At 72.9% G+C, this 21,824-nt stretch carries 12 protein-coding genes; all 12 read right to left on the bottom strand.

Going from position 1 to position 21,824, the window contains the following annotated elements; genetic code table 11:
- Positions 1-23 precede the first annotated feature (23 nt).
- Entirely contained in the window at positions 24-3,251 is a 3,228-nt protein-coding gene (locus WME95_RS09340; RefSeq protein WP_437908065.1) for an efflux RND transporter permease subunit, read from the bottom strand.
- A 44-nt stretch (positions 3,252-3,295) separates the two neighbouring features.
- On the bottom strand, positions 3,296-4,477 hold the full coding sequence (locus WME95_RS09335) for an efflux RND transporter periplasmic adaptor subunit (protein WP_437908064.1): 1,182 nt from the start codon (positions 4,475-4,477) through the stop codon (positions 3,296-3,298).
- Between the two features lie 552 nt (positions 4,478-5,029).
- Positions 5,030-6,628 carry a glycoside hydrolase family 57 protein gene (locus WME95_RS09330; protein ID WP_437908063.1) on the bottom strand — a complete coding sequence of 533 codons (1,599 nt, stop codon included), beginning with the start codon at positions 6,626-6,628 and terminating at the stop codon, positions 5,030-5,032.
- 248 nt (positions 6,629-6,876) lie between these two features.
- On the bottom strand, positions 6,877-7,782 hold the full coding sequence (hemC, locus tag WME95_RS09325) for a hydroxymethylbilane synthase (RefSeq protein WP_437908062.1): 906 nt from the start codon (positions 7,780-7,782) through the stop codon (positions 6,877-6,879).
- The gene (hemA, locus tag WME95_RS09320) at positions 7,779-9,368 is read right to left on the bottom strand and encodes a glutamyl-tRNA reductase (protein WP_437908061.1); all 1,590 of its coding nucleotides are present in this window, start codon (positions 9,366-9,368) and stop codon (positions 7,779-7,781) included. Before hemA ends, hemC begins: the two co-directional genes overlap by 4 nt.
- A gap of 5 nt (positions 9,369-9,373) precedes the next feature.
- Complete coding sequence (locus tag WME95_RS09315; protein WP_437908059.1) at positions 9,374-10,285, bottom strand: cytochrome C assembly family protein; 912 nt, start codon at positions 10,283-10,285, stop codon at positions 9,374-9,376.
- 178 nt (positions 10,286-10,463) lie between these two features.
- Positions 10,464-10,865 carry a hypothetical protein gene (locus WME95_RS09310; protein ID WP_012234257.1) on the bottom strand — a complete coding sequence of 134 codons (402 nt, stop codon included), beginning with the start codon at positions 10,863-10,865 and terminating at the stop codon, positions 10,464-10,466.
- Between the two features lie 162 nt (positions 10,866-11,027).
- Entirely contained in the window at positions 11,028-11,846 is an 819-nt protein-coding gene (gene pssA / locus WME95_RS09305; RefSeq protein ID WP_437551069.1) for a CDP-diacylglycerol--serine O-phosphatidyltransferase, read from the bottom strand.
- Positions 11,847-12,012: 166 nt separating this feature from the next.
- Positions 12,013-15,546 carry a hypothetical protein gene (locus WME95_RS09300; protein ID WP_437908058.1) on the bottom strand — a complete coding sequence of 1,178 codons (3,534 nt, stop codon included), beginning with the start codon at positions 15,544-15,546 and terminating at the stop codon, positions 12,013-12,015.
- Entirely contained in the window at positions 15,543-16,715 is a 1,173-nt protein-coding gene (locus WME95_RS09295) for a TolB family protein (RefSeq protein ID WP_437908057.1), read from the bottom strand. Before WME95_RS09295 ends, WME95_RS09300 begins: the two co-directional genes overlap by 4 nt.
- Before the next feature lie 88 nt (positions 16,716-16,803).
- Entirely contained in the window at positions 16,804-17,481 is a 678-nt protein-coding gene (locus tag WME95_RS09290; RefSeq protein WP_437908056.1) for a hypothetical protein, read from the bottom strand.
- Between the two features lie 306 nt (positions 17,482-17,787).
- A complete protein-coding gene (locus WME95_RS09285; protein ID WP_437908055.1) occupies positions 17,788-21,804 on the bottom strand; it encodes a protein kinase domain-containing protein in 4,017 nt (1,338 codons plus the stop codon).
- Positions 21,805-21,824: the final 20 nt, after the last annotated feature.

The raw sequence follows: 21,824 nt of genomic DNA, 5'->3' as shown, positions 1-21,824 counted from the left end.
CCCGGAGCGCGGTCTGGGTGCCGCTAGTCGAGCTGCGCCGACGCCGGCCGGCCCGCGTCGTGCGCGACGGCGGCGCGCGCCGCGGCGCCGCGGTGCCCCGCCGCGGCGACCCCATCCCCCGCCGGAGCGACGCCGCCCTCCCCCGCCCCGCGCGGATCGCCCTGGTCGTCGTTGCCCCGCATGAAGGGCAGCATCCGCTTGAGCCACGAGGAGACGTCGTCGAACAGCGAGTAGGCGACCGGGGTCGCGAGCAGCGTCAGGAGGAGCGCCAGCGTCTGCCCGCCGATGATCACGAAGCCGGTCGCGCGGTTCGTGCCCGAGCCCGCGCCGCTCGAGACGACGAGCGGGATCATGCCGGCGACGAACGCGAGCGTGGTCATCAGGATCGGCCGGAGCCTGTCGCGGTTCGCCTCCAGGATGGCCTGCGCCCGCGGCAAGCCGTGCTCGCGCAGCTTGATCGTGTGATCGATCTGGAGGATCGAGTTCTTCTTCACGACGCCGAACAGCACGACGATGCCGAGCAGCGAGAAGATGTTGAGCGACTGCCGGAAGATGATGACCGCGATGAACGCGAACGGCACCGTCAGCGGCAGCGACAGGAGGATCGTGATCGGGTGCAGCCACGACTCGAACTGCGCCGCGAGCACGAGGTACATGAAGACCAGCGACAGGAGGAGGGCGACGAGGAAGCTCTTCATCATCTTGATGAGCTCCTTCGACGCGCCGACGGGGCCCGCGGAGTAGCCGGACGCGAGGTTCATCTCCGCGGCGGCCTTGTCGAGCTCCTGGATGACCGTCTGCTGCGAGTAGCCCGCCTCGAGGTTGGCGGTCAGCATGACCTGCCGCTGCCGGTTGTACCGCTCGATGCGCGACGGGCCCGTCCCCTCGGCGAACGACACCACGTTGTCGAGCGTCACGGCGCCGAGCTTGGTCGACGGCACCGTGATCTTCGCGAGGCCTTCCTTGTCGGAGCGGAAGCTCGACAGCGCGCGCGCGCGCACCTCGTACTGCTCCCCGCCTTCGTTGTAGGTCGACACCTTGTACCCGCCGACCAGGAGCCGCAGGGTGCTGGCCACGTCGCCGACCTGAACGCCGAGATCGGCGGCCTTCTTGCGGTCGATGACCACGCGGATCTCCGGCTTGCCGACGAGCAGCGAGGTGTCCGGATCGACGACGCCCGGGATCGCCTTGAGCTTCTGCAGCAGCGCGTCGGAGTAGACGCCGATCTTCTGGAGGTCGGGGCCCTGCACCTGATAGGCGATCTGGGTGCTCTGACCGCCGGAGAAGGCGGGCACGACGCCGATGTTCGCCCGGAGCTTCTCCGCCTCGAACTGCGGCGTGAGCTCGCGGCGAGCGCGATCGATGAGGTCCTGCTGCGACAGCGCGCGCTGATCCGCCGGCTTGAGCTTCACGTAGATGGTGGCGAGGTTCGGCGTCTTCTGCGGATCGTCGCCGATCGTCGTCAGCGTGTAGAGCACGCCGGGGAGCTTCTCGATGTCCGACGCGATCCGCGTGGCGATGACGCGCGTCCCGTCGAGGCTCACGCCCTCGGGCGCGCGCATGCTGACCTGGAACTGCGACTCGTCCTCGACCGGGAGGAAGTTGAACTTGGCCATCTTCCCCAGCACCGGGATCGAGAACAGCGCCAGGAGCGAGGCGAGCACGATCACCCAGCGGTGCGCCATCGACCAGCGGAGGATCGCCATGTAGCCGCGCTCGATCGGCCCGTAGAAGCGCGACTCCTTGGAGCTACCGGCGTCGTGCTTCTCCGGCTTCTTCAGCCATCGCGCGGACAGCATGGGCGTGAGCGTGAAGCTCACGATCAGCGAGACCAGGATCGAGAACGCCATGGTGAGGCCGAACGAGTTCAGGAAGCGGCCGACGATGCCGCTCATGAACGCGACCGGGAGGAAGACGGCGACCAGCGAGAGCGTCGTCGCGAGCACCGCGGGGCCGATCTCCTTCGTGCCCTGGAGCGCCGCCTCCCACGGGCTCGCGCCCTTCTCCTCGATCCAGCGGTAGCAGTTCTCGAGGACGACGATCGCGTCGTCGATCACGATGCCGACCGCCAGCGTCAGCGCGAGGAGCGTGATCCCGTTGAGCGTGAAGCCCGCCACCTTCATCAGGGCGAACGTGGAGATGATGCTCGTCGGGATGGCGATCGCCGAGATGAGCGTGCTGCGGGCGTTCGCGAGGAAGAGCGCGACGATGATCGCGGCGAGCACCGCGCCGAGCACGAGGTGCTCCTTGACCGCGTGGACCGAGTTCTTGATGAACTCCGACTGATCGCGGGCGACGGCGATGCTGTACCCCTCGGGGAGGCGCTTCTCCACCTCGCTGATCCGCGCCTTCAGCCCGTCGATGACCTCGACGGTGTTCGTCCCGCTCTGCTTGCGGATGCTGAGGAGCACGGCAGGATCGAGGCCGCGGAAGCCGGCGGACTCCGGCTCCGCCATGCCGTCCTGGACCTCCGCGACGTCGCCGAGCCGGACGGAGTAGCCGTCGCGGTTCGCGAGCACGATATCCGCCATCTGCTGGACCGACTGCACCCGGCCGCGCGTCCGCAGGGTGAGCGCCCTGCCCCCTTGCTCGATCCGGCCGGCCGGGATCTCGACGTTCTGGCTCGCCAGCGCCTGGGCCACCACGCCGCCGGTCAGGGCGTACTTCTCGAGCTTCTCCGGATCGATCCAGATGTTGATCTGCCGGCTCCGGCCGCCGATGAGCAGCACCTGTCCGACGCCGGCGAGCGACTCCAGCTCGCGCCGGAGCGTCTTGTCGGCGAACTCGGTCACCGAGCGGACGTCCGCCTTCGGCGACGAGACGGCGAGCGTGAGGATCGGCGCGGCGTCCGGATCGAGCTTGCCGACCACCGGCGGTTCGATCCCTTCCGGCAGATCCGCGAGGATGCCTTCGACCTTGTCGCGCACCTCCTGCGCGGCGACGTCGACGTCCTTCTCGAGCTGGAAGGAGATCATGACCTGGCTGAGCCCCTCGACCGAGGCCGAGCGCAGCTCGTCGATGCCGCTGATCGTGTTGACCGCCGACTCGATCTTGTCGGAGAGCTCCGTCTCGACCTCCTCGGGCGCGGCGCCGGGGAGGACGGTCGTCACGACGATGAACGGGAACTCGACCTTGGGGAACCGGTCCACGCCGAGGCCGAAGTAGGAGAACGCCCCGAGCACCGTCAGGAGCAGGACGATCACCGAGGCGAAAACCGGCCTACGGATGCAGATTGCCGCGAGCCATTGCATGGTCGCTACCTTTCTTCAGTAATGAGGCGCGCGGTGCGCTCGGCTCACTGCGCCGCCGCGACCTCGATGCCGTCCGCCAGCTCGCTCACCTTGTCGATCGCGACCTCATCCCCCTCGGCGAGCGGACCGACGACCTCGACGAGGCCTTCGATCTTGCGGCCGGGCTTGACGAGCCGCTCCGTCACGCGATCGCCCGACTTCACGAACACGCGCGCGCTCGTCCCGGAGGTGCCGACCGCCGACTCGGGGACGAGGATCGCCGTTCTTGACTCGCCGGTCAGCGTCAGCTGCCCCTGCGCGAAGAGGCCGGGGCGGAGCTTGCCCTCGCTGTTGTCGAACTCGGCCTCCACGGGCAGGGTGCGCGACGAGGCCTTCAGGCTCGCGCCGATCCGCTTCACGACGCCCGGGAACAGGCGATCGGGGAAGGAGGCGACCGAGACGCTGACCGGCTTGCCCACCTCGATGTGCGCGATGTCCGCCTCGGGCACGTCGATGCGCAGCCGCAGCGGGTTGTCGCGGACCACGACCGCCACGACGCGGCCCGGGCTGGCGTACTCGCCGACGCTGATCCGCTTCTCGGCGATCGCGCCGTCGAAGGGCGCCCGCACCGTCGTGTCGGACACCGCCTTGGAGGCGAGCCCCGCCTGCGCCTGCGCGGACGTGAGCGCCGCGACGGTCGCGCGGATGCCGTTGACCGCGGCCTCGTACTGCGCGGCCGCGTTCTGGGCCTGCGTGCGCGCCGAGTCCCAGGTCGACTGGGGGACGGCGCCCTGGTCGTAGAGCTGCTTCACGCGCTCGGCCTCGGACTTCGCGAGCTCCATGCTCTGCTTCGCGGCCCGGACCTCCGGCACCTGGTCGGGATCGATGCCCTTCGGCGACGCGCCGTCCTGCAGCGCGAGCTTGGCCCGCGCCTGCGCGACGGCCGCGGACGCGGCCTGCGACTGGAGCGCGACGTTGCGCGCGTCGAGCACGACGAGCGGATCGCCCTTCTTGACCCGGGAGCCCACGTCGACCGCGACGCTCACGACCAAGCCGCCGACCTGCGTCGCCGCCTCGCTCGTCTCGTCGGCGACCAGGGTGCCGCTGATGTCCAGCGTCTGCGCGAGCGGGCGCGCGGTCACCTTCCCGAAGCGCACCGCGGGCTTCTGGCGTGGCGCAGCGGTGTCGCGCGCCGGCGACGGCTGCGCGTCCGCCTCGGGGCGGCGGCAACCGGTCAACGTGGGCACCGCGAGCGCAGCGAGCAGCGCCGCGACGACGGCGGCGCGGGAGTGATTCGATGAGGCGCTACGAGCGCCGAGAGCCCATCGAGCGAAACGGCGCTCGGGTCCGCAAGGAGGATGTGTCATGGGGAGTCCGCCCGGTTCTTTGCCAGCGCCTGCCGGTGCGGTCCAGGAGCAAAGCTGGCGGGCATCACACTAGGGTGCTGACCGGCCGGTCATCAAGGGGGTGTTCCGGACAAGGTCTCCGTCCCTCTCGCACTTCATGCCGCCATGACCGCGAAAAACGTGCTGGGAGATGGGCGCCGGGTCGCGCGGCCGGCGGCCGGCGATGAAACGGGCGGGTGAATCGCGGGTCACCCTCCCGAAAAGAGGCGCCGAGAGCACCGCCACGGGGCGCACACGCCCTCCCACAGAGTCGACCGCCGTGGCGAGGACGGTCGGCGATCATGCGAAGTACCTTCGCACAATATTTTAACACAACTTAATCCTTCTTTACCGGAAAGAGATCTGCCCCTGGAGCGGGAGATCCGGACGCGAGCGGCGCGGAGGAACGTCGGCTCAGCGCCACGGGTCGAAGGCGCCTCGGAGCACAGGGCTCGAGAGCTCGACGAGGAAAGGGTCGAGCGCGCACAGCGCGTCGAGCCACGCCACGTCCGAGGGCGAGGCCGTGGGCTGCTGGGCCAGGGACGCGAGGCCGCGGGCGCGGGTCGCGTGGGCGTGGGCGCGCGCCTCGGCATAGGAAGCCATCTCCCCGGCCGACATCATGAAGGCCCAGTCGCTCGATTGAAGGAGGAGGAGCTCGCGGATCGCCTGGTCCAGCGCGCGGCCGGGCAGGCCGCCCGCGAGGCGGCAACGCGAGAGCGCGCCCAGCACGGCGCGCTCGGCGTGGTGCGCGTGGCGCCACAGGGAGGACGCGCTCGGGCCCGTCCAGAAGGCGCCGAACCCACCTTCGCCCCACGTCGAGGCGGCAGGCTCCACGACCTCGACGGGCGGATGGCGCTCCAGGTACGCGCCGAGCGCGATCGGAGCGGCGCGATCCGAGGCCGCGAGGCGGCGCAGGGCGTGCTCGAGGAACTCGGGCCCTTCGAGCCACCAGTGGCCGAAGAGCTCGGCGTCGTAGGGGGCCACGAGGATGGGCGGGGCGTTCACGCCGCGGATCGACGCGAGCGCGGCCTCGCGGCGGGCCACGAAGTCCGCGGCGTGCGCGCATGCCTGCGCGGAGGCGCGGGCCGGGTCGTACGGCGCCTTGTCGGGGCCGGGCCCGGTCACGCGATGGAGCTTGAGGCCGGTCATGAGCCGGGTGCCGTCGGGACCGACCTCCCCTTCGAGCTCGCGCTCGGGCAGGTCGAGCCCGACGTCGCGGTAGAACTCGCGGTAAACCGGGTGACCCGGATAGCCGGCGTCGCGCGACCAGACCTCGCGCGCGCTGTCGCGATCGCGCCCGAAGCACGCGAGGCCGGCAGGCGAGAGCACCGGGACGGACGCGCCGGCGGACGCAGGCGGCGCGGCGAGCGTGAGCGCGTGGGCGTCGAGCACGGTGAAGCGGACGCCCGCCGCCGCGAGATCGGCGTCGAGGCCGGGCGCGTAAGCGCACTCGGGCAGCCAGAGGCCGCGAGGCTCGGGCGCGCCGGTGAAGGCCGCGAAGGCGCGGCGGCCGAGCCGCAGCTGCGCCCGGATCGACGCCGGCGTGGCGAGCAGTCCGGGCAGGTACGCGTGTGTCGCGGCCGTGGTGAGGAGCTCGACGCGGCCCGCCCCGGCGTGGCGCACCAGGGCGCCCGGGACATCGCCGCCCAGCGCCTCCCAGGAGCTCGCCGCGTCCGCGAGCCGCGCGCGGTAGAACGCGGCGGCCTCGGCGAAGCCGCTCCCGGCGAAGCGGGCCTCGACCCGGGCCGCCAGCGCGGTGAGCCGGCGGAGGTGGTCCTCGAACCGGCGAAGGAGCAGCTCGTCGCGCAGCATCGCGAGGAGCGACGGCGAGACGGAGAGGGTCAGCGGGGCGACGACGCGGTCGGCGGCGAGGCGATCGAGGACCCCGAGCAGGGGGAGATAACACTCCCAGAGCGCCTCGAAGAGCCAGCGTTCCTCCAGGGAGCGGACGTGCTCGGGGTGACGCACGTACGGCAGGTGAGCGTGGAGGACGAGGGCGACGTAGCCCGGCATGGTGCGCTGGGCGGCGGGAAACCGCCGGCAGGCTGTCGTCTCGCACGGTCGCGCCCGCGCGGGAAGCGCACCGGTCATGGGCGGCGCGCGAGGCGCGGACCCGGGCTCCGCCTGGAGGCGCCGGCGCGCCGAGCGCTGGCGATCCCATCGCCAGGTGACCGTTCATCCCGGCGTGGTACGGAGAGCCCTTATCAATTCCACACCAGAAATGTTCTGGACGAGGCAGCCTTCCAGTCGAGTTACACGCCTCAACCCTTCTTGAGCTCCGCCCCGAGGTCCGCTCCGAGGCGCTCGGCTTCGTGCGTGTTGCCGGGCCACGACAGGCGCCTTTCCGCCCTTCGCAACCGGGAGCCGTCGGGCTCGGCGAGGAGCGCCCGAAGCCATATCGCGTCGCCGTCCCGCACCGCATAGGCGGCCACCGGCGTCCGGCAACTGCCTTCCACCGCGGCCATCACGGCTCGCTCGGCAGAGACGCAGATCGTGGTCACGGCGTCCGCGAGCGTCCCGAGGACGTCACGCACGCAGTCGTCCGCCGTGCGGCACTCGATGCCGAGCGCGCCCTGTCCGATGGCGGGCAACGACACCTCGGGCGACAGCACCTCCGTGGCACGGCCTTCGAGGCCGAGCCGCTTCAGACCAGCGAGCGCCAGCACCACGGCGTCGAACGCTCCGTCGACCACCTTGCGAAGCCGGGTGTCGACGTTGCCACGGACCGGCTCGATCACGAGATCCGGGCGCGCCTCGCGCAGCGCGACCGCCCGGCGGAGGCTCGAGGTCCCGACCCGGGCGCCCGCCGGAAGCTCCGCAAGCAAAGCGCCGCTCCGGGTGACGAGCGCGTCGCGAGGGTCCTCCCGCGCGGGGATGCAGGCGAGGCACAGCGCCGGGGCGATCTCGGCGGGGACGTCCTTGATCGAGTGGACAGCGAAGTCGGCGCGCCGGTCCAGGAGCGCCTCTTCGAGCTCCTTGATGAACAGCCCTTTGCCGCCGATGTCCTGGAGCGAGCGATCCTGCGTCTTGTCGCCCGAGGTCACCACCTCGAGCTCGCGCAGGGAGAGATCGGGCACCGCCGCTTCGAGGGACCGAGCGAAGGCGCGGGACTGGGCGAGGGCGAGCGCCGACCGGCGCGTGGCGAGGGTGAGCTCCGTGGGCATCACGCTCCCTTTAGCCCAGCTGCGCTCACGGCCGCGGCAGGATTCGCGACGGCCATGACGCCCGCCTCGGCGGGGCGCCCGCTGGGCTGCCGCGCATACACCCCGTTGTCCTCGGCAGCCTGGGGGCGCGGATCGGCGTGCCGGGGCGAGGCACCGCCTCGAGCGCCGGAGGCGGGAGGCGCTGCCCCGCGGGCGGAGCGAGGCGTGGGAGGCCCGTCCACCGCGACGCGGAGCTCCCCCTCGGCGAGCGCCGAGGCGGCGGCGTTTTCGGGCGGCGCGCCGTCGATGTCGAACAGCTCCCGGAGCGAGTCGACGTGCTCGGCGACCCGTGGATCGCTGGCCATCGCGCGGAGCCGGGTGGTGGGCACGTGGAGCAGCTTGTTCGTGGCGGCGTCGATCATCATCGCGAGGGCCTGGCGCTCGGCCGCGCCGAGGTGCCGGAGCTTGCCGGAGAGGCTGCGCTCGACCTCGGCCGCGAGGATGGATCGCGTGCGGGACCGCAAGCCGACGATCGTGGGCGTCAGGGCGCGCTCGAGCGTCCACGCCTCGAAGGCCTGCGCCTCGTCCGCGACGATCGCCTCGGCCCGCGCCGCCTCGGCGGCCCGCCCCTCGACGGACTGCGCCACGATCTGCGAGAGATCGTCGACATCGTAGAGGTACACGCTGTCGAGCTTGTTGACGGCGGGGTCGATGTCACGCGGGACCGCGATGTCGATGAGAAACAGGCTCCTGCCCTTCCTGGCCTTGCGGGCTCGGCGGACGAGGTCGGGCGTGACCACGTAATTGGGGCTCGAGGTCGACGAGATCACGATGTCGGCGTCGATGACGGAGCGCTCGAGGTCGGCCCAGGGGCGAGGCTCGCCGCCGACCTCGCGGGCGAGCGCGGCGGCGCGGTCCGGGCTCCGGTTGACCACGATGAGGCGGGCGCCGGCGCGGACGAGGAGCTTCGAGGCGGCCTCGGCCATGTCGCCGGCGCCGATGAGCAGCGCGGTGTGACCGGCGAGATCCGCGAAGATCTGGCGGGCGAGATCGATGGCGACGCTGGAGACCGAGACCTGCCCGGCGCCTATCGCCGTCTCCGTGCGCACGCGCTTGCCGACCTTGATGGCGCGGTGGGCCGCGCGGCCGAGCCGCGCGCCGAGGGTCTTCGCCCCGCGGGCCACCTCGATGGCCTCCTTCATCTGTCCGAGGATCTGCGGCTCGCCGACGACCATCGAGTCGAGCGACGCGGCGACGCGGAAGAGGTGGAGGACGGCATCGCTCCCGACGCGGCCCGCGAGGTGAGCCCGGACGGCGTCTCCGCCGAGGCCGACGAGGGTCGCGACGGCGGCGCGCAGCGCCTCGTTGTCGCGCGAGAGCTCCTCGTCGGACGGCGGCGGAGCGCTCCCGGGGCGGGGCGGCGCGGGCGCCTGCTGCCGGGGTGAGGCGTAGATCTCGACGCGGTTGCAGGTGGAGAGGACGAGCGCCTCGCCGATGGCAGGGTGGGACGTGAGGCGCGCGAGCACCTCGGGCAGCCGATCCCGCCCGATCGCGAGCCGCTCGCGCACCTCGATGGGCGCGGTCTTGTGGGAGAGCCCGACAAAGATCACCTGCGCTAGCCTCCGAGCCCCGAGGCGGGACGGATGAGGTAGATGATGAGCACCGCCCCGGCGCAGGCGAGCCCCGCGATGGTGCCGTACGCCGCGCGGCGGCCGCGCCAGCCAGCGGCGGCGCGCAAGAGCAGCACGAGCGCGATGAGGAGCCATGTGGCGTAGCCGAAGATGGCGCGCATCACCTCCTCGGCGTTGCCCATCTCGAGCTGGTGCGCCCAGTACGTCCCCGTGACGATGCCGAGCGTCAGCAAGGGGAAGCCGGCGCTCAGGAAGCGATGGATGGCGCGGTCGAGCGTGTCGAGCGGCGGGAGGTTGCCCATGCGCTCCAGATGCCGCTTCCGCTTGAGCCGCTTCTCCTGGACGAGGTAGAGCGCCGCAGAGGCGCCGGCGAGCAGAAACAGGGCGATCCCGAGCAGGTTCGCCATGACATGCGCCGCGATGAACAGCGGGCTGAGCTTCGGCTCGGGGTGCGGCTTTCCGAGGAAGAACGTGCCGAGCAGGAAGGCGAGCCCGAGCGGCCCGATGAGGAGCCCGAGCGCGTCGATGCGAAAGCGATGGCGGGCGACGAGGTAAACGGCGATCGCGAGGAGGGACGCGACCGAGAGCATGAAATGAACAGAGTGCACCGGACAGACCCGCGCGACGAAGCTGGCGAGCGTGACGTAGGTCGCGTGCCCGAGGGCGCCAAGGCCGAGCAGCAAGGGCGCATGCCGCGAGGCGGAGGCGGCGACCGCAGCGCTCGGCCGAGCGCCGGGGTCGTGGACGCGCGCCCCCGCGCCGAAGAGGCCCGCGAGGTCCCCCGTGGAGGGGAGCCGGGCGCGGCTGCGGGCGACGTCGAGGAAGAAGAGCGCGCTCGCAGCGCTGTAGAACAGCAGGGCGAGAGCGAAGCTGATCCCGGAGATGACCTCGGGCATGGCCCCGTTATAGCCTGCCTCACCGGGGATGGCCCGCCGGCCGCAGAGGCGGGAGCGTACTCTCGTAGGCCGAGGCCTGACAGCGCGGATGCGCCGGAAGGGGCGGGCGCGAGAGACCGTATCGGCAGCGCCTCGCCACCGCGGGTGTGGCGCGCGGAAGCGACCGGGCGCGGCGCCGCTACATCTTGCTGGTGAGGAACGCGGCCAGGAGCTCCTCGTCGCTCGTCGGGCTGCTGCTGGTCGCTGTCCCCGCCGGGGCGGCCTTGCGGTGCTCGGCGAACGTGCCCACCGGGGCGCCGATGAACCCCGGGATCACGTCGTAGGCGTTGTCGCCGATGATCATGGACCCCTCGAGGATCTCCGCCCCGAGCTCCCGCAGGAACGCCCGCGTCTTGACCCTGCCGAGGACCTCGTGGATGTCCGCCGAGCCCGTCACCTCGCGGAGCACGCGGATCGCCTCGATGATCTTGTAGCGGCGGCCCTCGGTCTTGATCAGAAGCTCGTCGTTGTTCAGATCGACGCGGTCGCTCGCGATCCAGTCGTCGAGCGCGGCCTGCGGAAAGAACACGCGGTTCTTCATCTCACGCAGTCTACTCAAAAATGAGCCGGAGCGGTTGGGTCGCGATGCCGGCCACCAGGGGTGAGCCCGAGCCGACGCGCATCATCAGGCCGCAGGCGCATCGGCCGGAGGCGCATCGGCCGCAGGCGCTTCAGGCCGCAGGCGCTTCAGGCCGCAGGCGCTTCAGGCCGCAGGGGGTACCGTGGGCGGAGGCACCGAGTCCCGACGCAGGCCGCGGAGCCGCGCAGGCAGGTGCCAGAGCGACTCGAAGATCCCGAGCAGCACGTAGAAACCCAGCAACCACACGAGCACGAACGCAGGCTGGAGCTGCGTCGAGATCACCGCGCTCGACCCGACAGCGAACGCCACGAAGAGCACCGTCCGGACGTTGAGCCGGAGATCCTTGAAAGAGCGGAACCGGATGGTCGAGACCATCAGCAGCGACAGGATCGTCGTGGTGACGAGGATCGCCGACGCGTAGCGCTCGCCGCCGATCTCGCCCGCGGCCGCGTGGTTCGCGACCACGATCGAGACGAGGATGCCCGCCGCGCCCGGGATCGGGAGGCCGACGATGTACTTCGAAGGCTTCGTGGGCTTGCCCGCCTCCCCCATGGAGAGGACGTTGAAGCGCGCCAGCCGGACCGCGCCGCAGGCCGTGAAGATGAACGACACGAGCAGCCCCGCGAGATCGAAGCGGTGCAGCGTCCACTGATACACGAGCATCGACGGCGCCACGCCGAACGAAACGATATCGGCCAGCGAGTCGATCTGCAGGCCGAAGGCGCTCTGGGTCTTCGTCATCCGCGCGACACGCCCGTCGAGGGTGTCGAAGAACATCGCGAAGACGATCAGCAGCGCGGCGCGGTAGAAATCATCCTCCGACTGCGCGGTCGCGGAGCGCCGGATCGAGTCGAAACCACAGAAGATCGATGAGAGGGTGATCAGGTTCGGAAGCAGGAACAGCGTCTTCCTGAGCTCGAACCGCCGTCGCTTCCGGATCATGCCGCCTCCCGTTTAGGCAGGCCAGGCTATCGCCGCAGGGACCGCGAACGCAAGCGCCGAAGCGCACACGCGAGTCGCTAGAAGGTTACCGCGAGCCAGGATCCGGGATCGTTTCATCTCACCGTCAGCTTCGTTTCATTCGTCGTTTTTGCTTTTCCGCCGTCGCTCAACGCGCGGGCTGCGCCATGCCCGGCTCGCTCCATACCGCCTCCGGGATCTCCGCGCTGGGATCGAAGCGGCACACCATCGGGCGGAGCTCGACGGCCGGGCCGCTCGATCCGCCCACAGCGACCGCCGAGCCCGCCGCGGGCCGGAACAACCACGCCTGGGCGAGATCGCCCGGGATGATCGCAGAGCGGGGCGCCCGCCCGATCGCTCGCGCCTCCCAGCCAGCAACACACGGCGCGGCAGGCGTACCGTGGAGCACCGTGGTGGAGGTCAGGAGCACGGTGAACTCGGGCGGGCTGGAGGGACCAGCGGCGTCCACGACGAGCACAGGGTGGCGTGTGCCCGGGAACAAGGCCGTGCTCCCGAGGAAGAGCGGCGCCTCCTGGCGCGCGGTCGCCGCGCGTTCGGCGGCAGAGCACGGGCGCGGCGCGTCTCCGAGGTCGAACGGCGTCGGCAGCGGCAGCGCGGGGCCGAGCGTGCCATCCCCGCGGAACGGCTGGAAGATCGACCACGCCGCCGCGTGCCCGGGGTGGGCGACCAGCGTCGCCACGCCGATCGACCGTCCAGCGTAGGTCCAGTCGGTGTGCACGATCCGATCGCGGTCCGCCGGCGGAGCGACCGAGACGGCATCGATCGCCCACGCGGCGCCCGAGCCCGGCGCGGCGGACGCGCCGGTGGGAGGCGCCGGGCGGTGGGCGAGCAGCATCCCGATCATCGGGCCGTTCGACGCCTGCCGGACCATCCCCACGCCGACGGGCTGGCCGTCCGCCAGGACCGCGTCGGCGCGCACGTCGAGGCTGCCGTGAAGGCCCGACGCGGGCCAGGACGGGAAGTCGAAGCGCTGGAGCTTCCCCGGCGGTTCGTAGAAGAACGTGAGCGCCGACTGAGCGCTGCCGGAGTGCGGCCTGATGAAGAGCCCGCGCAGCGAGACCGACAGGAGCGCGGGATCGAAGAAGTCGTCGGGGGGCGGCGCGCGGCGCGAGGCCGCGCCTCCCGGGCCGGCCTGCGGCCGGGCGCCCGCGCGCGGCTTTCGCGCGGCGTCGGGGACGACCTTCACGTCGCCGAGCTCGAACGGGCCGGCGTCGGGGATCGTGCCGCGGCCCGAGGTGCCATCCATCCAGTTCTCCCAGGCGACCTCGACGTTGCGCATCGGGGCCCCCGGCGCCGCCGCGCCGCCCGGGATCCGCAGGCGCGCCACGGCGTAACCCTCCATCTGGGAGGTGACGTTGGTCGCGACCCGCGCTCGCCCGAGCCCCGCCGGCACCGCGGGCAGCAGCGATCGCGTGACGACCCGCGCCTCCCCGGCGCCGGACTCGGGGAGCATCGCGGAGACGACGTCGACGGCGCCGTTCGGGGCGCGCGTGAGCAACGACCACACCGACCGCCCGCGCAAGAGCTCGTCGCCGTCGGGCAGGCCGAGGCCGCTCGAGTCGACATGGTCGACGCGCGTCCACTTCGAGGACGACAGCGTCTCGCAGATGATGGGCGTGCGCGCGGAAGGCTGCCCGCGCGGGGCCGGATCCGGCGCGCGCGACAGCGCGCCGTCGGCCTGGCCGCCCCAGCCGACGCGGGTCGCCACGTCGCCGAAGAGGCAGCCGCTGGCGCCGCACGTGATGGTGAGCTGGGCCTCGGAGACCTCGCGCGAGAGCGCCGGCATCTCCGGGAGCTCCGCCCAGCTCACGCCGCCGTCGAGCGACTCCCAGAGCGCCGCGACGTCATCGCCGCCCGGGCGCGCGCGCGACGCGAGCGCGAGCACGCGCCGCCCGAAGCCGGCGAGCGCCGCGCTCTCCGGCGGGGTCGTCGCCGTGAGCACCCGGCCGTCCTCGTCGGCGGTCAGGTACGTGAGCGAGCCGCGCTCCGAGAGCAGCAGGCCGACGGCGCCGTCTTCCGCCGGGCGCAGCGCGCTCTCCTCGACGACCTCGAACCCCTCCGGCGAGGGACCGTCGCCCGGCCCGCCCTCCTCGTCCTCGTCCTCGGCGCCGTCAGCCTGCGGGGCGGGCAGCGCGGCGGTCGCGTCGAGCGGCCGCGGCGCGAAGGTCTCGCCCCCGTCGTGCGAGACGAACAGCGCGAGGCGCTCGTCCTTGCCGCGGAAGCCGAGGAAATACGCGGAGCGCCCGTCCGCCGAGAACGCTGGCAGCACGGCGGGCGCGCCGAGCGTGGGGGCCGCCGCGAGGGCGACCGCGGCGCGATCCTCGTCGTGGGCGCCGTCGTGGGACAGGAGGAGCGGCGCGGTCGGCTTGCAGCTGTCCGCGCCGTCGCTCGGCTTGCAGACGCCGGTCAGGAGCGCCGCGCCATCGGGCGCCACCGCGACGCCGACCTGGTCGATGTCGGGCGTCTCCAGCGTGACGGCCGGCGACCACGCGCCGCCGCCATCGTCGCTGCGGAGCACCCGCGCCACGACGCGATCGCCGTCCGGCTCGGCGCACACCGCGACGACGCGCCGGCCGTTCGCGCCGAGCTTGATGCTCCCGCAGTCGCCCGTGCCCGGCATGGCCGCCTCCTTGAGCGGCCCCTCGATGGGGCCGCTCGCGAAGAGCCACGGCGCGCCGGCGTCTTCCGGGCGGACCGCCTCGACGTAGCGATCGCCGCTCATCGCGGCCCGCCCGATCGACACGGCGGAGGCGGACGGGACGCGCGGGGTCGTCACGTCGAGCTCGACGTCGGCCGGCGGGAGCGTCGCCGCGCTGCGGGAGAACGCGGGCGTGCGCCGCGGATCCCAGGTCGCCGACGCGAGGAGCCCCTCGGCGAGGAGCTCGCCCCCGAGGGCGCCGACCCGCGAGAGGCCCATCGTCGGGAGCGGCGCGCGCGACCAGGTGCCCCCGCCGTCCTCGCTGGCGAACAGCGCCTCCGGCAGCGCGAGCACGAGCGCGCGGCCGCCGTCGGCCATGGCGACGCCGAAGGCGCGCGCCGGGGCCCCGCCCTGTCCCGCGGCGCCGTCGAGCAGCACCGGCTTCCAGCCGAGCTCCTCGCGCCACCGGAGCACCCCGCCGCCCCGGGTCACCCCGATCAGCGAGCCGCCGGCGCCCGCGACCTGCAGGAGCGGCTCGGGCGGAGAGAGCGCCCGCGTGAGCTGGCCGAGCGGCGAGGAGGCCTCGTAGATCGCGCCGCTCGCGCCGACGAACATCCAGGAGGCCGGCGAGCGCCGCACGATCGCGGTGAGCTCCTCGGGCGCGGGCGAGGCGCTCGTCCTGCCCTGGCCGGCGCAGCGCGCGGCCTGCGCAGCGGGCCTGGCGGCGCTCGGCGGCGGCGTGGACGTCCGTGGATCGGGCGTCACCGTCCACCGCTGCCCTCCCTGGGCGACGACGACGCAGCCGGCGCCGGCGAACGGCGCCCACGCGACCGCGGCGTCGGGCGCCGCCGGATGGTAGCTCCAGCGCGCGGGCGAGGTGTAGGCCGCGCCCGCGGCGTCCGGCGAAGGGAGGGTGGCCTCGGCAGGGCGGGGCGGCTGCGCCGGGGCGCCCGAGCAGCCCGCGAGCGCGCACGCCGACGCGAGCGCGAGCGGCGCGCGGGTCCGCGACGGCGGCGCGGTCATTCGACCCAGCGGGCGACGAACAGGTTGGTCTCGCCAGGCTTCGCGCCGTACCGGTTCGAGGCGAAGACGACGTGCTCGCCGGTCGGCGAGAACATCGGGAAGCTGTCGAAGCCCTCGTAGAAGGTCACGCGCTCGACGGGCGGCACGCCGTCCGCCGCCGGGGGCGCGTCGGAGTCGACAAGGTAGAGGTCGAAGTTGGGCATGCCCCGGGCGCCCTGCGGGGTGCTGAAATCGGAGGCGAAGAGGATCCGCCGCGAGTCCGGGAGGAAGTAGGGCGCGAAGTTGGCGCGGCCGTTCCTCGTCACCGGGCGCGGGTTCTGCCCGTCGGCGCCCCCGACGAAGATCTCGAGCGCGCTGGGCCGCACGAGCCCCTTGGCGAGCAACGCGCGGTAGTCGTCGAGCGCCGGTCCGGTGGGGCGGCTCGCCCGCCAGACCAGCTTGGTCGCGTCGGGGGAGAAGAAGGCGCCGCCGTCATAGCCGGGCGTGCTCGTGATGCGCTTGACGTCCGAGCCGTCGAGCTTCGCCGTGTAGAGCTCGATGTCCCCGTCGCGCGTGCTCGTGAACACGAGGCGCGAGCCGTCGAACGCGACGGTCGCCTCGGCGTCGTAGCCCTTGCCCTGGATGAGGGGGCGGAGCTCCGAGCCGTCGGCGTTCGCGGTGTAGATGTCGAACTCGTCGAGCGGCCAGACGTACCCCTGCGAGTGGTCGGGCTTCGGGGGGCACGCCTCGCCGGCGGCGTGCGTGGAGGCGAAGAGGACGCGCGCCTGGGCTGAGGCCGCGGGCGCGGGGAAGAGGAAGTAGCCGCAGGTGGTCTTGCCCTGGCCGTTCGAGACCCGGCGGACCTCGCCGCTCTCCAGATCCAGGATGTACTGCTGGTCACATTTGCTCCCGTCGCGGGTCGACTGGAACACGAGCTTCCTGCCGTCGGGCGACCAGTAGGCCTCGGCGTTCTCGCCGCCGAAGGTGAGCTGCCGGAGCTCGGCGAAGTGCTTCTCGCGCGGATCGGCGGCGACGCTCTTGCCGGCGCGGATGCGGAAGGGAAGCCACTCGGGCTTCGCCGTGGTCGTCGCCTCCGGGATCTGGCCGAGCGGCTCCTTCGGTCGGGGTTCCGAGGAGGCGCAGGCGGCGAGCAGCAGACAGGCGAGCGGGGCGGGCAGCCTTCGTTTCATGGCGGCGCGACCATAGTACGAAAGCGGCGAGCCGTCGCGGGGAGGCGCCCGCAGCGGGTCAGCCCGAGGCGACGGAACCCCGGACCGGCTACTCCCGGAAGACGGTCACCGTCGTCGGCGTCGTATGGCCACCGCCAACGCAGTTCGGGAAGCTGCCGTCCGACGTCGGAGCGCCGCAGATGTCGTCGCAGTCGCCGAGGACGTCGACGATGCAGCCCTGCGTGTCGACGCCCGCCCCGCCGCACACGCGGCTGATGAGCGTCGAGCCGGGCGACTTGCACGCGAACCGGCGCTGCTCCGGCGCGAAGAGGTCGCCGAAATAGGCCCCCTCCCGTTGAGGGAAGGCATCCCGCTCCGCTTGATCCGAGTCAAGGGCCTTGTGCTTGCCACGCATCGAGAGGGGCACGCTTTGCCCGACATCGTTGATCCTGGCCAGCATGCAGGCCGAGACCCAGCCTTGGCAGTGAGCGTTGCACTTCCCATGAGCTCGGCCCCACTCGAGCGCAAGACCGATGCTCCCCTCGAAGGTATAGGTCTCGCCGTCCAGGGAGACCTGCACGGATTGCCCCGCCGGGAGCGCGCAGCTCGCCACGTACGTCAAGAACTCGCGGGCCAGGGGATCGCGCAGCGCCCTCATGACATCACTGCTGCTCGCGACTGCGTCGCTCGTCAGCGGGTTGCCAGTGAGCGCTTCCGTAGCAAGCGAGTCTGTCGCGAACGCACTCTCCACGAGCGCTTCCTTCGTGAACGCATTCCGCGTCACCATCTCTTGCTCCGCCGTGCCGCCGGCTGCCTCCAGGGGGTCAGCCTCGCCGATACAGGCCGGGAGAACGCACGATAGGCCCAGGAACGAGATTGCGAGTTTGAAACGGTATTGCATAGCCCCCTCCTCACAAATGAAACACGCATCAGGAATTTCCTCAACGACTTTTACGGAGGAACCCTAAAATTCCGCGCCTGCGGTGACGTCGTGAGAACGGCGAGGAAACGGTCGTTCAGGCGCGCTCGTGGGCAGCGCACGGCTCCTGGAAGAGCCGCGAGCAGGGAATCCCACGTGCGACGGAGCGCGAGTTCATGGAGCGTCTCGGTCGCCGAGCCAGCGCGCCGCGAGCGCGAGCGTCTCGCCGTTGTCGAGCGCAGACAGAAACCGTTCCCGGTAGCGAGGATTCGAGATCTGCCCGGCACGGGACATCACGCTGTCGCGTGCCCGCGCGATCGCGTCGAGCGCCTCGGCCTGCCGGCCGCTCGCGAAGAGCGCCTCGGCCCGCACGAGCCGGATCAGCGACTCGCCCTCCTCGACCGCGCCGAGCGACTCCAGGAGGGAGAGCGCGTCGCCGGAGAGGGCGAGCGCCTCCTCGGCGCAGCCCTTCCGGAGCAGGACCCGCGCGGAGAGGGCCCACGCCGCCGCGCGCATCGGGGGCGCGCTTCGCAGGAGCTCCGCAGCCGCGCGGGCCTCGGCCTCGGCGGCGCCGAGATCGCCGCCGAGCAGCGCCGCCTTCCCCAGGTAGGCGCGGGCGATCCCCTCGGCTCGCGGATCGCCCAGCCGCTGGAACGTCGCGATCGCCTCGGCCTGGACCCGCCGGGCCTCGTCGAGATTGCCGCGGGCGCTCATCACGTTGCCCAGGTTGGTGCGGGCGACCGCGGCCAGATCCGTGAGCTCCATCTGCTCCGCCGCGCGCAGCGCGGCGCGCAGCGCGGCCTCGGCCCCCTCGTAGTCCCCGAGCTCCATGGTGATGGCGCCCAGGTTCACCCGCAGCGAGCACGCGTTGCGGCGATCGCCGCTCCGCTCGAACACCTCGAGCGCCGCCTCGATGCCGTCGAGGCAGGCGCCGAGATCGCCGGAGGTCATGGTGCGGATGGCGCGCGCCTCGTAGAGCCTGGCGAGCACCTCGACGTCGAGCGGCCGCTCCTCCTCCCCGCTGCGCTCGAGGGCCTCGATGATCCCGTCCGCCACCGCGTAGCGGCCGCCGAAGGCGAGCCAGTTGGCCCCCTCGACGAGGCAGACGTCCCTCCCGGTCAGCGCGCCCTCACGGGGCGACGCGCCCCGCGCCGTCGCTACCCAGGACTCCACGCGATCGAAGGCCCCCTGCTTGCCAGCGGCCGTGACCACCCAGGTCACGGCGGAGTACCAGGACGGCGAGCCCGGCTCGAACAGCGCGACGGCGTCGAGCGCGCGCTGCTCGGCAACGGCGAAATCGCCACGCCACACGCGGGCCTCCGCGTCGACGAGGAGCAGCCCGCCCGCCTCTGCCTCGGTCGCGCCGCACGCGAGGCCGCGCTCAGCGCGGCGGATCGCGGCGAGGAGATCGTTGCCGCGCAGCGCCTGCTCCGCCGCGCGCCGGTACCACGCCGCCGCGCGCCCCGGCTCGGCGCCGCGCTCGAAGTGCTCCGCGAGCTGCGCCGCGTCGCCCTTCCCCTCCCCTTCGAGCCACTCGCCCGCCAGCCGGTGGCCGAGCCGCCGGTCGTACTCCGTCAGCGCCCCGTACGCCGCCTCCCGCACAAGGCCGTGCCGGAAGCTGTACTCGGCGTCGTCGGCGCCCGCGTCGATCGGAGGGCCAGGCTCGGGCGCCCCGGCACGGCGCGCCGGCGGGGCCTCGCGCGCGGGCCCGCCCCCGGGCCCGCGCGCGGACGACGCGGACGACGTGGAGGAGAGGCTCTCACCAGGCGCGCCGCCCCGGCCAGGCGGCCGCCTCGGGGTGATCACCTCGCGCTCGACGAGCTCGGCGAGCCGGACCGCCACCTCGGCGTCGGCGCCGCCGAGCAGCGCGGCGACGCCGGCGGGCCGGAAGCTCTGGCCGAAGACGCTCGCCGCCCGGAGGACACGCCGCGCCTCGGGATCGAGCGCCTCGAGCCGCGCCTGCACCATCGCCAGCACCGTCTCCGGCAGCGCGGCCCCTCGCCCCTCGGCGGCAGCGCGGATCTGCTCTTCCAGGAAGAAGGCGTTGCCGTCGGCCCGCTCGATCAGCGTGCCGATGATCTCCTCCGTGACGGCGCCGCCGAGCGCCTGGCGAGCGAGCCGCTCGCTGGCGCGGCGCGAGAGCCCCGTGAGCTCGATCTCCTGCACGCCGCGGCCGGCCCACAGCTTCGGGAACATCTCGCGCACCTCGGGCCGGCCGAGCGCCAGCACCATGAGCGGCGCGTCGCGCAGGTTGCGGAGGGCGCTGTTGATCATGCCGACCGTGGGCAGGTCGCCCCAGTGCATGTCCTCGAGGACGAGCAGCACCGGCTGCGCCGCGCACTCGGCGCGCAGGAACTCCTCCCACGCGAGGTGCAGCTGATCGCCCATGAGCACGGAGCTCCGCCGCGCTGCCCTGAGCGCCTCGCTGGCCTCGTCCGGGAAGGGCGTCCCCACGAGCTCGCCAAGGAAGGGCGCGACGTGGGCGCCGCGCTCGCCGTGGTGACCGACGCGCTCGCGGATCCTGCGGTGCACCGCCGCGGCCGGCGCGCCGTCGGCGACGCCGAGCGCGCGGCGGAGCACCTGCGCCAGGAGGCCGAAGGCAGAGCCGGCGCTCATGGGGTCGCCGCGCGCGATCCAGACCGCCATCGGCTCGTCCCGCGCCCGGAGGCGCCGGAGCAGCTCGACGCGCAAGCGCGACTTGCCCATGCCGGCGGGGGCCGTCACCAACACCGCGGACGGGGTCTGCTCCTCGATGCACTGAGCGAAGGTCGCCTCCAGGAGCGACAGCTCGCGGTCACGGCCCACGCACGGCGTCGGCTTGCCGAGGAGGCGCGGCACCGCCTCGAGGTCGTCGCACTCGCCGCGCAGGAGATGGCCCGCGTGATCCGACCCGAGATCGAACCGCGCGCCGAGCAGGCCGGCCGTGACCTCGTCGATGCGGACCACGCCGAGCCGCGCCTCGTCGCCGGCGAGCAGCGCGGCGGCCTGATCGATGAGCTTGCCGATGGGAGAGCGGGCGGTGATCTCGGCGCGCCCCGAGACGAGCGCGACGGGCGCGCCGCCGAGCAGCACCTGCATCGCGAGCGCGCACCGCGCCCCCCGGGCGGCGAGATCGGTCGGCGCGACGAGGCCGGACAGCACAACGACGGGAGAGCGCGCCTCGATGATCTCGAGGCGGCCCTGGTGGCGCTCGGCCAGGGCGCTGAGCGCGCGCACGCGGAGCGCGTCCTCGCCCTCCGACCGGGTAGCGTCGCTGTCGAGCGCGCCGTCGCGGGCGAGGAGGAGGCAGATCATCCGGCGCTCGCCGGTCGTCAGCTCGGGCGTCGGGCCGCCCATGGGCACGGGGAGGCCGCGCCGCGAGGCCGGCGCGAGATCGCCGAGCGACCCGAGCTCGGCGGCCACGGCCGCGCCGTCGCGGGGGCGGTCGCGCGGGGCCTTGGCGAGCATGCGCGTCACGAGGTCGTCGAGCGCGGCCGGGACCTCGCCGCGGAGCTCCCTGAGCCGCGGCGGATCCTCGAGGAGGACCTTCACGAGCACGGAGAGGCCGTCGTTGCCGACGAACGGGGGCCGGCCGGTGAGGCAGCGGTAGAGGATGCAGCCGAGGGCGAAGACGTCGGCGCGGGCGTCGATGGCGACCTCGCCGCGCGCCTGCTCGGGGGCCATGTAGCCGGGGGTGCCGAGCATCACGCCGGGCATGGTGAGCTCCTGGCCGGCGTCCGCGACGCGCACGACGCCGAAGTCGAGCAGGGTGACCTCGTCGACGGAGCCGCCGACGAGCAGGAGGTTGCTCGGCTTGAGGTCGCGGTGGACGATGCCGAGCCGGTGGAGGGCGCCGAGCGTGGAGGCGACGCGCACGCCCAGCGAGCGGCTCTCGGGGACCGTGAGCGGCTCGCGGAGCAAGCGCTCGGCGAGGGTCTCGCCGGAGAGCCACTGCATGGCGAGGTAGAGCTCGCCGCCCTCGGTCGTGCCGTGGGCGACGTACCCGACGACCCCGGGGTGACGGAGCGCGGCGAGCGCGTGAGCCTCCCGGCGGAAGCGGTGCGACTCCTGCGGGCCCGTGCGCTGGAGGATCTTCAGCGCGACCGGCTCGCCCGTGAGCCGATCGCGGGCGCGGAAGATCTGCGCCATGCCGCCGGAGGTCGCGTGCCCTTCGATCTCGAAGCGGTCGGCGACGATGTCACCAGCGCGCATCAGCGGTACCCCCGAGACGA

Origin of the sequence: Sorangium sp. So ce327, assembly GCF_051530205.1 — a bacterium.
Lineage (GTDB): Bacteria > Myxococcota_A > Polyangia > Polyangiales > Polyangiaceae > Sorangium > Sorangium cellulosum_B.
The sequence above is the reverse complement of the archived record's forward strand: the minus strand, read 5'-3'. Positions and strand labels throughout refer to the sequence as shown.